We start from the raw sequence: 14,517 nt of genomic DNA on the forward strand, positions 1-14,517 counted from the left end.
AGCTGTCTTAGGCCAGCCGGTGCTCACCGCGATTTTGGGATGAGTCGCTCTACCACGGCTTTGCCAGCATCGTCGTCGGCGTGGACGACGGCGACGTCCCAGTAGTAGTACCCCCGATCGGCAAACGGCGCGTCCAATATCGCGGCCCGGGCTGGCACGTCGTCAATCGACAGGAGATGGAGTGCCTTTCCGAAGTTGTCCCAGATGCCGACGGACGAGTAGCCCGCATCCCTGAGATCTGCCCACACCGCAACGGGATTGGGCTTGCCGGCCTTGCGCGTCAGGTCGTGATCGTACTCAAAGAACAACACCGGACGGGATTCGGCATAAGCCCGCGCGAGCGGTGGGATCAGCGTTGTGTCATAGCCGTCCGTGTCCGACTTGACGAGCCGAATCGGCGGCAGTTCCTGGTGGCGGCTCGCCAGCTCGGCCACGGCCACCGGCGTAGCCCCGTCGCCGGCGCCGTCCTGGGCGAAACGGGTCGTGCCGCCTGCTCGGACCGCACCGAGGCCGGCGGCATCGGAGAGCTCGGTGACCAGTAGTCCGAACTCGATCACACACCGGTCGTCGGACCCGATGTTCCGCTCGAGATAGGGCAGGTATTCGGGGTCTCCTTCGACGCAGAGCACGCGGGCATCGACTCTCGCGAGGATCTGGGCTGCCGAGTCGCCGATGTTCGCTCCTACATCGATGACACCTAGAGGCTTGTCAATCTCCCCGAGACCCACCGCCAGGTCGACAAGGTTTTGGCCGTAGGTGGGATAGAGGCGCGCGTAGTCCGGAAGCCGGTGCGACCACGGCATCGCCAGCCGGACGCCTTGCACATTACGCACGACCGTGCGGTCGCCGAATACCTCACGAAGGTCAAAGCGGGCGAGATACTTCGCGAGTTGCCGAAGCCACGAACTGTTGGTCATGATTTCCCTTCGGATACATCACGTCTCATAGATCTCAACCTTGTTTCGAAGCGTCCGGTGGTACTTCAAACGAGTCCGACTCAATCGTTTGAAGCGAGGCATCTTCACGTGAACGAAACTCGGGTGGCCCCTTAGGCTTGAGCCGCGACCTCAGCGCGACCGCCGGCTTCTCAACCATAAACCAGCTCAATGCGGCTAACGGCACGGTGGCGACAGCGGCGACGATCGCGAAGGCAAACGGGTTCAAGAAGGCAAGGCCTGAGAGTACGAGCAACTGCTGCACCGGAAATGCGTAGATGTAGACGCCGTAGGACAGATCCGTCCTAAGCGTCAAACGCTTGTTGTGGACGAGAGCCCCTGAAACGATGATGGCGTACGCCAACGGAATCGCCGCAAGGACGCGATAGTTGGGAAGAAAGCTCGATCCGACCACGATGGCGACGCTCAACGCGACCAGTGACCATCGCGCAGGTATCACGTTCCGGAGTTGATAGATGAGAGCTCCGGACAGAAACATCACACCGAAACGCGCGGCCATGCCGCTGAGGACCAACTGCTGGGCCGCTGCGTCGAGTTGCACGTGCGCGCCCGGCGGCGCATCGATCAGGGCGCCATACGGCGGTAGTGTGGCCGACCAGTACAGCGCAAGCGCCAGCAGTATGGGAATGAGCCAGCGGCGCCGCAGCAGCCCGACTATACCGAGGCCGGCGATAGCGACATAGCAAAGCGCCTCCCAAAAGAGGGTCCATAGAGAACCGTTCCATTCCCCGCTCCACGGGATCCCACTGGGCGTGCCATCAATATCGTGCTGAAGTAGCTGTACGGCACTGTTTCCCAGGACGTACTTGAACGGCCCGGGCGACAACAGCAGCTTTGCCGCCGAGCCACCCTGGATCTCGATTGCGATCGGAGCGATGACAAATGCGGTGACGACAAGGCATACCCACAGCCCGGGAAGGATTCTCAGACCTCGAGCGATGAAGTAATCGCGAGCCCTGCTGTGCCGGAACCAACTCCAGGTGATCAAGAATCCCGAGATTGCGAAGAAGCCGTCCACCCATCCGTTTCCCAGCAGCTGCTGAACCGGCGCGACAGACACGTGCCGCCCGGTGAGGGGCCAGGAGTGATAGAGGATGACACCGGTCGCCAGTATCAATCGCCAGGCATTCAGCGCATTGCTTCGCGGATCGAATTCTTCTCCGAGCGTTAGCTTCCGGCGACGGCAGCGCCCGTCGTCATTGTTGTCGCTGTCGCCGGCCACTTCCCGGTCCGCGCTCATCTCAACTCATCCGCTCGGCGCGGCCGCGATGGCAGATCGAGGTCCATCGAAGGCGAAACGCTCTCCGAGCACCGCACCACAAAGCCAGCGGCCACGTCTCGGCCAGCTAGATGGTCTCGGCCATGGCCGCCACATGACGGCACTCCGAGAGCTACCAAGAATTTCACTCGTTTCCCGACATACACGAGAGCTTTCTTTACCAGTGAGTCATCATCAGCGACCCTACGCACGGCGCGTAACGCCGACGAGCACACCGCCTGTGTAGCGAAGGTTATCTGATCGCCAACAAAAGTCTCATAAAACCGTTCGTTCTCGTACGTTGTGCTTATTGATGTGCACATGCGCCGATGGGAACTAGGGCCTACCACTACACTCGTCGAGGTCCGGCTGTGTCCGGGGTGGAGGAGGCCGCATGAAAATACTTACGTGTGACATTTCCAACCACGTAGTCGCACCTGCTCTGTCCCACTTACGTCCCCGAATCGCCTATGCCCTAACAAAAAGTACGTTGGTCGATCATCAGGCAACAGTTAAGGCTGAATTCACCGGGGCTCGGCGTCAGTGAAAGTCGCATTCGATCACCAGATCTTCTCCATGCAGCGCTATGGCGGTGTTTCGCGCTACTTTCTCGAGCTGGCAATCCGGCTACCGGCCGACACGGTGTCGGAGGTCTCCGTCATCGCTCCGCTGCATGTCAACGCCTATCTAGCAGCCGATTCCGCTCGTCGTTTCACCCGTGGGAAGTACGTGCCCTACAACGTGTTCGGCTGGGTGCCACTTGCAGTCAAACGTACGAATCAGGTGATCGCCCCGCTTGCCTGGTCGCACTCGGATGCAGACATCGTGCACGAGACCTACTACGCGACCAAGCCCTTCGGTAATGCGAAGCGTCGCGTTGTGACGGTCTACGACATGATTCACGAGTTGTTCATGCCCGAGGATAAACAGACAATCGCTGCGAAACGCGCCACTGTCAATCGCGCCGACCACGTGATCTGCATATCGGAGAACACGAGGCAAGACCTCGTGCGCCTACACGGCGTCGATCCAGAACGCACGAGCGTTGTACACCTTGGCTATTCGCTGACTGAAGACGCTAACGATGGGACTGCAGACGGAGGTCAAGACAGGCCCACGCTCCTATATGTTGGACACCGCGACGGATACAAGAACTTTGATACTTTGTTGGAGGCATACAGCAGTTCCCCCGCGCTGCGGAATTTCGAGCTGATTGCCTTCGGCGGAAACCCCCAGATGTACCACGAACGCAAAAGAATCGAGCGGTTGGGCATCGCGGACCGGGTGCGCTTCGAGTCCGGGTCCGACCGTGATCTCGCGGCGCGCTACCGGGGTGCCAGTGCGTTCATCTATCCGTCCAAGTACGAGGGCTTCGGCATCCCCCCACTTGAAGCCATGAGCCATGGTTGCCCGGTCGTGTGCAGCAATGCCGGGTCGATTCCGGAAGTGGTCGACACGGCCGGACTTTATTTCGATCCAAATAGTTCTGAGGAGTTGCGCGCGGTTCTGGAACGTGTCGTGACGTCTGAAACCTTGCGAGCCGATCTGCGGTCACGCGGCTACGCGCGCCTGAGCGCCTTCTCCTGGGACACCTGCGCCGCCGCTACCGCTGAGGTCTATCGCAAGATCATGTGATGCCAGACTGGCGCGGTCTTCGCAAAAAGAGTTGTGCCAGTTCGGCTCAGAGCTGCTCCTCGACACCAGTTCGGGTGTTGATCACCGGCAAACCGCGAATGGAGGCCAATCGCTGCTCTCCACGCAAGTAGGTCAGCTCACCCTTACCATTTCGGGACTCGGTGAACTTTGACTCGACATAACCCCCTGCCGCCGTGAGGGGCTCAAGACCGTGCTGCAGATCAGAGCGAACGAAGTACGCGTTATTGCCCGCGCTGTTGCTGCCAACGAAGTCATATCCTCTGGACTGGCCTAGGTCACACAAAGCAGGTAAAGATGCCCCGTAGTACAACACGTTGGTGGGTCCCCCTCTCGTGAACTTCGGGTCGTAGGGAATGGTGATCGCCCGTTCCGCACCCAGCACGCTGTTGTATTCGATGATGGCGATTGCGGGACGGATCGCAGTGATCGCGCGCCAAACCCAGTAGTCGTTGCCATCAATGTCGATGTGCAGTAGACCGATGTCACCTTCAAACCCGTGCGATAGAAGCAGCTGGTCGATGTTCTCAGCGGTAACGAAGGCACAGGTGGCCTGGAGGTCGTGGCGCCACGAGATGGGGTCGAGCTTGATGGCCTCGATGTTCAGCCGCGAGCCGTCCATGACCAGGCCGCGCCAGTTGTCGTTGACGAGCAAAAATCTGGTGTTTGCCTCCTGGTAGCCTTCGACGCCAAATTCGACGAATGTTTCGCTCAGGCCTGGAATCCGGTGAATAAGCCACTGGATGATGCCGTCATCTCCCCACTGGCTGAAGACGGAGAATTCCACGTCGGAGAAGTTGTTGATCGACGGAATGTCTCGTACCCGCCACGCCAGTCCCTGGCCGATGAGGACACGCTGCTTTGATAGCACTGCGCTGTTGAAACGCTCCGTCCAGAACGTTAGTGCGCTGCGGAAGCCCAATGTAGTCCTACTCTGCGTTGCCGACGGCCCCTGCCTCGGTGTTGACCAAAGGCCTTCGTAAATCTCGAGGATCGATCTGACTCTGGTTGGCCCACACGGGGCGCCAACGGATTACATGACCTTGTGCCCACTCATCCCTTCGACGACATCATCGATGGAAGTGCGGAACTCAATCCTGCATGCCAACCGATTTCGCATATCGGCCGCTCAGCACTCCCGCTGATCACTGAGAGATCGATCGCACGGCGCTGGTTGATTTCGACAGGCGGAAGGGGCTTCCCGAGTGCTGTACACACTGGTTGGAGTGCTTCCCAGCCCGAACGGGCGAATCGATTGCACACGGTTGCTTGGCTCACCGCACCAAAGTTGTAGAACTCGTCCGGGTCTGATTGGTCCACTGCGCGGATTATCGATGATGGGTCCAGCAGGTCGGCTTCGATGAGGTTGACGTACGGGAACTCATCGAGTAGCTGCTCTTTTTTAAGGTTGCTTTGACCACGGATGACGCCGAAGACCTCATAGCCTTTCTCATGGAGGAGCGGTGCAAGGTGACCACCGTCCTGCCCGGTGATCCCGGTAATCAACGCTGTCTTAGCGTGTACAACCATGCATTTCCCCGATCAGCAAAGACGTTTCAGGCGGACGAATTTTTCGACGAGATCAGTTGCCGCCATTGCACTTTCGGCCGGTGTTGTCATCAGTTTCGAGAATTCCCGAGCCCGGGTGAGGTATTGCGGCGCCAACACCGTGCGCAGGTCCGCGATCAGTGACTTCTCGGTTGTGGCGGTAAAGCGACGCCCGGTACCCACCTTCAACCGCTTGAGCTGGCTGGTCCGCAACCACTGGTCGGGCAGAGTCCAAAGACCCACCTGCGGGACTCCCGATCGCAGGCACGCAGCGATGGTCCCGGCACCGCTGTGATGCACCACTGCGCGGCACAGCGGGAAGATCTCCGCGAAGTTCACCAAGCCCACCAGCTGGACGTGCTCGGGACAGGAGATCTCGGCGAAATCAGATGAGCCGGCACCCACCACCGCTCGCGCGCCCAACCGCTCGCAAACCGCACTGATCATGGCGACCGTGTCGGCGGGAGAACCGACCGGCACGCTGCCGAACCCGAAGAAGATCGGCGGCGCTCCTTCGGCGATCCAGGACGCGACCTCGTCATCGGACTGTGTGGGGGACGCCAGCGTCAGCGTCCCGACGAACGGGCGTTGGCTACTCCAACTAGCCCACTCGGCCGCCAACCCCGGGATGAACGCCGCGTCGTAGGCCTGGATCTCCAGGGATCCCCGTTCGGCGATTCGGGCTGGCCAGGGCTCTGTTGCTGGTGGCAGGCCAAGCAAACGACGCTGGGTGTCCTCGACGTCCTTCACCACACCTGTCCAGGACACTCGCTGATAGGCGGTCATCGCAGCGCGGCCCAGCGGCGGCGGCAGAAGGGGTAGCACCCTGCCGTTGGCCCGCATGGGAAAGAAGTCCACAGTGACCAGCGGAATGCCGCGGTGTTCGGCGACGTTTGCCGCGAACTGCTCGAAACCATTGCCGGCAATGATCAGGTCCGCATCGTCGGCTGCCGAAGCCAGGGCCGAGAACGCTTCCTCCGTCCAGCACCGGGTGACTATCTCCCCGATTCGATCGCCCAGCCGGGTCAGATCCTTCGGTTGCCAGGGCATGTGGAAGAAGCATGTCCAGTAGTCACGCTGCGCGTCCATCATGACCTGCGAATCCGTGCCCCAAGCGATCGCCGTCAGGCCTGCAGCCTCGGCGAAGCCGACCACATTCGGTGGGACGACGATGACGACATCGTGGCCTCTGCGCAGGAGTTCCCGACCAATGACAACGCTGGGCTCGACATCACCGCGGACGCCGTGGCATGCCAGAACCGCTTTCATCGCTTGACCACCGCTCAGCTCGGCTCCCGGATCGGCAGGCCCGCCGCACGGTAGACGGCATCGATGACGCTCATGTTCTCGACGGCGTCCTGGGGTGATGTCCGCACCGGCTCGTTGCGCAGCACCGATCCGGCGAAGGCGTCCAGCTGGAAGGAATAGGTGGGGCGGCGCGAGAAGCGCTCGGACCGTTTCCCGTTGGCCGACCGGATCGAGAGCCGCGGGAACAGGTTAGGTGCGGCGGGACTGAGCCAGCGCAATTCGCCGTCAGAACCGACGACCTTGGCGCTTGCTCGAAAGAGATTCCCCGACCACAGCGCGCACTGCAAGCGCCCGGTGTGGCCGTTGGCGTATTCGAGTTCGGCCTTCATTGCCCGATCGACCCGGGGCTTTTGCAATTTTGCCTGTGCCGAAACAACTTTCGGCGTCGAGCCGCCAAACGTGCGGGCCATGTTCGTCACGTAGCTGCCGGCGTCCATCATCGCGCCGCCCGCCATGGCGTAGTTGTAGCAATTGGCTTTGAACGTCGGCAGCATCACGCACAGGGTGACGTCAACCTGCTGCAGGACACCCAGCTCACCTGAGGCGATGATCTCCTCGACACGGCGGGTCAGTGGATGGTGGCGGAATTGGATCGCCTCCATGACGACACGGTCCGACGACGCGGACAGATCGGCGATCTCCTGGGCTTCGGCGGCGTTCGCCGTGAACGGCTTCTCGACCAGCACATGCTTACCGGCGGCGAGCGCGATTTTCGTCCACTTACCGTGCATGCTGGTCGGCACCAGAACGTAGATCGCGTCCAGCTCCGGGTCGTCGATCAGCGCCTCGTAGCTGCCGTAAGCCTTCGCGATGCCGTGCTTGGCGGCGAATTCGTCGGCACTGGGCTGGTCACGCGACGCCACCGCAGCCACCACGACATCGCGGTTGTCCTTAGCCGGGTTGATGATCGTCGTCGGCGCGAAGCTGGACGCACCCAGGATGCCGATGCGTACCCGGCCAGCGCTATCTGGCATTCCTTCTCTCTCCCTGTTCAAGCCGCCGCCGCGATACTAGAACGCGTTCTAGCCATGGATGGCCCGAATTGACATTACCGTCAGCGGCTCGGCTCGCGGACGGGCAAACCCGCAGTGCGGTAAATCGCATCGATCACGGTCATGTTTTCGATCGCATCCAGCGGGCCGGTCTGCACCGGCGCGCCGCGGAGCACCGCCGAGGCGAAGGCGTCCAGCTGGTAGGCATAGCTGGCGCGTCGCGGGAAGCGCTCGACCCGCTTGCCGGCGTCCGTGCGGACGGTGAACCGATGGAACAGCTGCGGCAGCACCGGGTTGATCACTCGGAGCTCGCCGCGATCGCCCAACACCGTGACACTGATCCGCAGCAGATCTGCCGACCACATCGAGCACCGAAGCCGGCCGGTGTGACCTTCGGGAAAGCGCAATTCGGCCCGCATCGCCCGGTCCACCTGCGGCGTGTGCAGCTTCGCCTGTGCCGAAACAACTTCCGGCGTCGAACCGCCGAATGTCCGCAGCATGTGCACTGCATAGCAACCGGCGTCCATGGTGGCGCCTCCGGCGAGGGCGAAGTTGTAGCGAATGTCGGAGAACTTGGGCAACGGAAAACAGAACGCGACATCCACACGTTGCAGGGTGCCCAGTTCTCCAGATGCGATGATCTCCTCGGCGCGCACGGCGAACGGGTGATACCGGTAGTGAAACGCCTCCATCACCACCCGATCCGACTCCGCCGCCAAGTCTGTGATCTCGCGGGCCTCCGCGGCGTTGGCGGTGAACGGCTTTTCACACAGGACGTGCTTACCAGCCTCCAGCGCGGCTCGAGTCCACCTGCCGTGCAAGCCGTTTGGCAACGGGTTGTAGACCGCGTCAACCTTTGGGTCGGCTAACAGCGCCTCGTAGCTTTTGTGCACCCGCGCGATGCCATGTTTGGCCGCAAAAGCTTGGGCGCGTGATACGTCGCGCGCCGCGACGGCGGTGACCACGACCTCCGGGTTGCCCTTGGCGGGCTCAATCAGGGCCGCCGGCGCGATCTGGGCCGCGCCCAGCGCGCCGATCCGAACGGTGGCAGCGCTGTCAGGCATGCGCGATGCTAACACCTTGTTTGAAGCGACCAGATCACCAATTCACGCAGCTTAATCGCCATTGGCCGGCGTCACCGCAACCGCGAGATCGCGCGGTGCCGATACGGATTAGCGCCGGTGGACCGTCCCCTATACTTCGCCCATGTTTGCCGCCGGGGTCATGCACCGTGCGCGAAACCGCCTTCGCGCGAACGGAACTTCATGCGATCAAAACGCCGCTCCCCGAGCTGTCGTGGTCTCGAATGTCAGCAGCTTCGGCGGCGGCGGTGTTATTTGTTTCCGAGACGCGCTCTTGGCTCTCCGGGAGAAGCGGCCGGACATTGATGTCGTCGCCGTGTTCCCAGGCAAAGGCGACGCCGTCAAGGCCTGCGCTGGATACGGGGTAAGGGCAAAAACTGCGTGGGTTCCGTGGTGGGGTTTCGGCAAATGGTCGCGGTTTCGCATCGACCCGCACGTGGTTATCGGCTGGCTTCCCTACAACATTGTTCTGCTCCCGGGCATCGTGCAGGCACTGGCGTTGCTGATTCGCGAGCGCCCCACCGTAGTGGTCACCAATACGATGACCATTCCGTCGCACGCTATCGCTGCCAAAATTCTCGGCATCCCCCATTACTGGATGGTCGACGAATTCGGGCGAGACGATCACGGACTTTGGTTCTTGTACGGCTACGCCAGGACCGTCCGCATGATCGGCCGGCTATCGCACACAGCGATCTGCATTTCGCAAGCGGTCGAGGAAGCCGTGCTTGGGATAGATCCGACAATGAACACGGTCGTGTTCTATCCGGCCGTAGACACTCCACTCGGCACACCGCCGGAGCGCCACCCCGATGAGCGCATGCGAACCGTCCTAGCCGGTTATCTCTCGCATGCCAAGGGACAGCGGCTGGCCATCGAAGCCGTCGCGATCGCGCGCCAGGCCGGTGTCGACATCGAACTCTCACTCATCGGGACTGGCAACCAACAACCGTTTCACGCCCTTGCTCAACGCCTAGGCGTCGAAGACCTGGTCACCATTCACGGGCCGACCCGCGACCTCGGCCCCTACTGGGCAGCCGCCCACGTCGGTCTGATGTGTAGCCAAAGCGAAGCCTTTGGCCGGGTGACTGTGGAGGCGATGCGAGCGGGACTTCCGGTCTGCGGAACCAACTCCGGTGGCACCCCAGAGATCATCCAGCCCTACGTCGCCGGACTGTTGAGTCCAGCGGGCGACGCACACGCGCTCGCAGCCAACTTGATGAAGCTGGAAGCGGACGAAGACCTGCGCCGCCGCCTCGCCTACGGTGCCGCGGAATCGGTCAGGCGCTTCGAGCGTGATCGCCACGACGCCGAATTCGCCGCCATTCTCGGCTTGCGTTGATACCATCCCGAATCGCCCAGATCAGGCCGGTTTTGGGCAATCTCAACGAGGAGCTCGATTGTGCCTGACGGCGAACTGACTGGGCGCGGGGCCGAACGCGTCGAGTGGGACGTCATCGTCGTCGGCGCCGGTATGGGTGGTGGCATGCTCGGCCAACGGCTGGCCCGAGCGGGCCGGCGCGTCCTGTTCGTGGAGAAGGGACGCTCGACGCTGCCGGGGACACCGGGAACGATCCGCGCAGCGATGCCGGAAATGGCCGAGCCACAAGCCTCCCGGTCGAAAGAGACCTACTACGACACGCTGGCCCGTGCGGGCCGCAGCAACGACGAAGTTACCGATATCAGCGGGCGCTTCCCGAAAAAGTTTGTTCCGTTCATCGGCGCCGGGCCCGGCGGATCTTCCGCTCTCTACGGCATGGTCTGCGAACGGTTTTTCGTCGACGACTTCGCTCCCCGCCAGTTCTTCACCGACCCTGGCGAATCCACTGTGCCGGAGACCTGGCCGATCACCTACGAACAGCTTGCGCCCTGGTACGCCGAGGCCGAGAAACTCCTGGGGGTACGCGGCCAGCCGGATCCGCTGCGGCCGGAATCGGCAGACGTGGGACTGCCCGCCGCGCCGCCGTTTTCGGCAGACAATCAGCCATTGGTGAACTATCTGGCCGGGCGCGGACTTCATCCCTATCACCTGCCGATGGCCTGTGACTACACCGACGACTGCGCGACATGCCAGGCCTACCTTTGCCCTAAGGGGTGCAAGTACGACGGGGCCCGAAGCGGCGTGCTGCCCGCCATCACCGAGTACGGTGCTGCGCTGCTGGCCGAATGCCGGGTGCTGCGGCTCGAGTCAGACCAGACCCGGGTACAACGCGTGATCTGCCAGCGCCGCCATGACATGCTCGCGCTGAGGGCCAAAGTGGTGGTGCTGGCGGCGGGCGCGCTCGCCACCCCGGTGCTGTTGCTAAATTCCCGATCCGGGGACTGGAATCGTGGGCTGGCCAACGGCTCAGACATGGTGGGCCGCAACCTCATGCGCCATGTCATGGACTGGATCGAGATCTGGCCCCAGCGCGGCAGCAAGATCACCGCCGAGAACAAAGAGATCGGACTCAACGACTTCTATTTCATCGACGGCCAGAAATACGGCACGGTGCAGTCAGCCAGCTCGATGGCCTCGTTGGCCCCCATCGACATGATGATGAACCAGCCAGGCTGGATCTCAAAGGCTTTGCGGTGGAGCAGCCCCATTGCGCGGCCGATCTACGACAGAGTGATCAGCGGCGGACTGGTCCTCGCCGCGATCATGGAAGACCTGCCCTATCGGGACAACCGTGTCTTGCCCAGCGATCGGCCGAGTGTCGACGGCCGTCAGCGGCTGCGCCTGCAGTACCGGCTGCATCCCAACGAGATCCAGCGCCGCGAAGTGTTCCTGGGTGCACTCAAAGAGGTGCTGCAGCCGTTCCGCACGCTGACCCTGCGTACCGGTGAAGACAACGGAACCCTGGGCCACGTCTGCGGCACGGTCCGCTTCGGCACCGATCCGGCGAGCAGTGTGCTGAACCCGCAGAACCGCGCACACGAGGTGGACAACCTCTACGTCGTGGACGGGTCGTTCTTCCCGTCCAGCAGCGGCATCAACCCGAGCTTGACGATCGCCGCCAACGCGCTGCGGGTCGCCGAGCACATCAACGAAGCGCACTTCGCCGACTGACCTAGCATCGCAGGAGTGGATCTGTTCGTACGCGCCTCCGGTCCGGTCGACGCGCCCGCGATCGTATTCCTGCATGGCGGAATCATGAGCGGCTGGACCTGGAATCCGGTGGTCGCCCGGTTACCGCACTACCGCTGTCTGGTTCCTGATCTTCCTCAGTACGGCAGGAGCTTTCAGGCAGGCCCGTTCGAGATGGGCCGAGCAGCCGGCATGGTGGCCGAACTGATCCGCGCCCGCGTCGAAACCGGCCGCGCGCACGTGGTCGGCTACTCACTCGGGGCCCAGGTCGGAGTCCAGCTCTTGGCCACCGAACCGCATCTCGTCGACCGGGCGGTGTTGAGCAGCACCGTGGTGAACACACTGCCGGCGGTCCAGCTCACACGCAAGCTGGCCGGCATGTTCGCCCGCACCGCTGCACTGCGATGGCTTCTGATAAATCGCTATTGGGACGCCGGGTACGCCGTGCAGAACGAGAGCTATGAGCAGGACGCCCGGTTGAATGCAGGTGCGCACTTCGCCCATATTGCTGAGTCGTCGGCAGGATTCACCATCCCTGCCGGACTGCAAAAGTCGTTCGCACCATCATTGTTCGTAACCGGCACTGGTGAAATGCGAGCGCTTCACCGATGCGCGGCATTGCTCGCGCGATCAATGCCGCACGGTGTCGATCGAGTCGCCACAGGTATGCGACATGACTGGCCTCTGCACCACCCGGATCTCTTCGCCCGCGTCGCCGACGCCTGGTTGACCGGCGGCAGGCTACCTGCCGAACTGGCGGCTAGACCGGTTCGCGGACGGCAAGGCCGGCGGCACGGTAGATCCCGTCGATGATCGTCATGTTCTCAACCGCATCCACCGCAGATGTCCGCACCGGCTCGCCCCGTAACACCGCCCCCGCGAACGCATCCAGTTGATAGGCGTAGGTGGCGCGCATCGGAAACTTCTCATCGCGTCTGCCGTCGGCGGATCGGACCGAGAACCGCTGAAACGGCGCCAGCGGATGCAACCTCAACTCGCCTCGGTCCCCCACCACCTTCGTGCCGTAATGCGGCACCTCGGCCGACCACATCGAACAATGCAGCCTGCCGGTGTGGCCTTCGGCGAATCTGAGCTCCGCGGTCATCACCCGGTCTATCTGCGATCCGCGTATCTTTGCCTGTGCGGAAACAACTTCCGGGGTCGAGCCCCCGTACACTCGAATCGTGTCGACGATGTAGGACCCGAGATCCATCGTCGCTCCGCCGCCAAGCGGGTAGCTGTAACGAGAACCCGCGAAGTCACGTAGCAGGTAACAGTTGACCGCCTCGACCCGCTGAATCGTCCCCAGTTCCCCAGAGGCGAGGATCTGCTCGATCCGCACCGAGGCGGGGTGGTAGCGGTGGTGCAGACCTTCCATCACCACGCGATCCGACTGGGCCGCCAGCGCCGCCAGCTCGCGGGCCTCGGCGGCATTGGCCGCGAACGGCTTCTCCACCAGAACATGCTTGCCAGCTTCGAGCACGGCTCGAATCCATTTGCCGTGCAAGGCATTCGGTAGCGGTATATATACGGCGTCAACGGCGGGATCCGCGATCAGCGCCTCGTAGCTGTCGTGGACTGTGCCGATGCCGTGCCGTGCGGCGTAAGCGCGTCCGCGGTCGACATCGCGAGCGGCCACCGACACAACCTCGACCTCGGGGTTGTCCTTGGCCGGTTTAATCACCGCCGTTCGCGCGACGCCGGCAGCACCGAGAATGCCGATCCGTACCGAGCCGTCAGCCATGTTTCCTGCGCGATGGCGAAGACAGTTCCGTCTGCGCTATTTGCGCCACAGCACTCCGGTGCCGTCGATGTCGACGATCTCCGCGGTGATCCCGTGCTTGTTCCGATAGTCGGTGACAGCCTGTTCGCACGCCTTCACCGCCAGGTAGTCGTCGACGATGCAGAAGCCGCCGGGCGACAGGCGCGGGTAGAGCGCGTCCAGCGCCTGAATCGTGGATTCGTAGAGGTCGCCGTCGAGTCGCAGCACCGAGATGGCCTCGATCGGAGCGTCATGCAGCGTGTCCTTGAACCAGCCTGGCAGGAAACGAACTTGATCGTCCAGCAGGCCGTAACGCTCGAAGTTCTTCCGGACGTCGGCCTCTGAAACGCCGAGGATGCCCGAGACGATCTCTGCGTGAATCCCCTTGTCCGCCTTGTAGTTCTCGGTATCAGAGCGCGGAACACCTTGAAAGGAGTCACAGAGCCACACGTTGCGGGTCCGATCCCCATAGGCAGCCAGCACCGCCCGCATCAGAATGCACGCGCCGCCGCGCCACACTCCGGTCTCGACGAGGTCGCCGGGGACGTCGTCGGCAAGTACCGTCTCGACGCACTCCTGCAGGCTGGTGAGCCGTTTCATACCGATCATCGTCTCGGCCTCGGCCGGCCAGTCCAGTCCCGCCTCCCGATAGTTCTGAGCGCTCACGCCGCCACCGCGAAGTTTCGGACCTAAGGTGTTGGCAGCTTTCAGCAGTAGACGTCGCCGCAACGGCCAGTCCGAGGGCATCCGCTCATGCATTCCGAACCGGGTCAGGTTCCGCCGGAGCAGGTCGAGGTACAGAGATCGCACGTCGTAGTCGGTGATGGTCAAAATGGCCCTATCTCGCATGCCAGCATTTCGGCGCTGAGTCTAAACTTGCCCAGCCGT

General features: G+C 62.4%; 13 protein-coding genes. 4 read left to right on the forward strand and 9 right to left on the reverse strand.

Annotated elements, in window-relative coordinates; genetic code table 11:
* Positions 1-23: 23 nt before the first annotated feature.
* Both G6N32_RS19785 and G6N32_RS19790 read right to left on the reverse strand, forming a co-directional pair.
* Complete coding sequence (locus G6N32_RS19785) at positions 24-917, reverse strand: FkbM family methyltransferase (protein ID WP_115321487.1); 894 nt, start codon at positions 915-917, stop codon at positions 24-26.
* A 34-nt stretch (positions 918-951) separates the two neighbouring features.
* On the reverse strand, positions 952-2,196 hold the full coding sequence (locus G6N32_RS19790) for an acyltransferase family protein (protein WP_115321488.1): 1,245 nt from the start codon (positions 2,194-2,196) through the stop codon (positions 952-954).
* Positions 2,197-2,757: 561 nt separating this feature from the next.
* Between G6N32_RS19790 and G6N32_RS19795 the strand changes: the two genes are divergently transcribed.
* Complete coding sequence (locus tag G6N32_RS19795; RefSeq protein WP_115321489.1) at positions 2,758-3,849, forward strand: glycosyltransferase family 4 protein; 1,092 nt, start codon at positions 2,758-2,760, stop codon at positions 3,847-3,849.
* 46 nt (positions 3,850-3,895) lie between these two features.
* Here G6N32_RS19795 and G6N32_RS19800 read toward each other — a convergent pair whose 3' ends face one another.
* From G6N32_RS19800 to G6N32_RS19820, 5 genes are all read right to left on the reverse strand, one after another.
* Positions 3,896-4,789 (reverse strand): hypothetical protein, encoded by an 894-nt coding sequence (locus G6N32_RS19800; RefSeq protein WP_115321490.1) that lies wholly within the window; start codon positions 4,787-4,789, stop codon positions 3,896-3,898.
* Between the two features lie 131 nt (positions 4,790-4,920).
* A complete protein-coding gene (locus G6N32_RS19805; protein WP_115321491.1) occupies positions 4,921-5,397 on the reverse strand; it encodes a GDP-mannose 4,6-dehydratase in 477 nt (158 codons plus the stop codon).
* Positions 5,398-5,409: 12 nt separating this feature from the next.
* On the reverse strand, positions 5,410-6,684 hold the full coding sequence (locus G6N32_RS19810) for a glycosyltransferase (protein ID WP_115321492.1): 1,275 nt from the start codon (positions 6,682-6,684) through the stop codon (positions 5,410-5,412).
* Between the two features lie 14 nt (positions 6,685-6,698).
* A complete protein-coding gene (locus G6N32_RS19815; RefSeq protein ID WP_115321493.1) occupies positions 6,699-7,697 on the reverse strand; it encodes a Gfo/Idh/MocA family protein in 999 nt (332 codons plus the stop codon).
* 80 nt (positions 7,698-7,777) lie between these two features.
* Positions 7,778-8,779: a Gfo/Idh/MocA family protein gene (locus G6N32_RS19820; RefSeq protein WP_115321494.1), complete on the reverse strand. Its 1,002-nt coding sequence runs from the start codon at positions 8,777-8,779 to the stop codon at positions 7,778-7,780.
* Between the two features lie 142 nt (positions 8,780-8,921).
* On the opposite strand from G6N32_RS19820, the gene G6N32_RS19825 reads away from it, so the two are divergent.
* The 3 genes from G6N32_RS19825 to G6N32_RS19835 are packed head-to-tail and all read left to right on the forward strand — an operon-like array spanning position 8,922 to position 12,680.
* Entirely contained in the window at positions 8,922-10,139 is a 1,218-nt protein-coding gene (locus tag G6N32_RS19825) for a glycosyltransferase family 4 protein (RefSeq protein WP_115321495.1), read from the forward strand.
* Positions 10,140-10,199: 60 nt separating this feature from the next.
* A complete protein-coding gene (locus tag G6N32_RS19830) occupies positions 10,200-11,849 on the forward strand; it encodes a GMC oxidoreductase (RefSeq protein WP_115321496.1) in 1,650 nt (549 codons plus the stop codon).
* Positions 11,850-11,864: 15 nt separating this feature from the next.
* Positions 11,865-12,680 carry an alpha/beta fold hydrolase gene (locus tag G6N32_RS19835; protein ID WP_115321497.1) on the forward strand — a complete coding sequence of 272 codons (816 nt, stop codon included), beginning with the start codon at positions 11,865-11,867 and terminating at the stop codon, positions 12,678-12,680.
* Here G6N32_RS19835 and G6N32_RS19840 read toward each other — a convergent pair.
* Positions 12,628-13,611: a Gfo/Idh/MocA family protein gene (locus G6N32_RS19840; RefSeq protein WP_115321498.1), complete on the reverse strand. Its 984-nt coding sequence runs from the start codon at positions 13,609-13,611 to the stop codon at positions 12,628-12,630. The genes G6N32_RS19835 and G6N32_RS19840 overlap by 53 nt on opposite strands.
* A 36-nt stretch (positions 13,612-13,647) precedes the next feature.
* Positions 13,648-14,478, reverse strand: coding sequence for a TylF/MycF/NovP-related O-methyltransferase (locus G6N32_RS19845; RefSeq protein ID WP_276047876.1), 831 nt, complete (start codon positions 14,476-14,478; stop codon positions 13,648-13,650).
* Positions 14,479-14,517: the final 39 nt, after the last annotated feature.

It is taken from the genome of Mycolicibacterium aichiense, from assembly GCF_010726245.1.
Lineage (GTDB): Bacteria > Actinomycetota > Actinomycetes > Mycobacteriales > Mycobacteriaceae > Mycobacterium > Mycobacterium aichiense.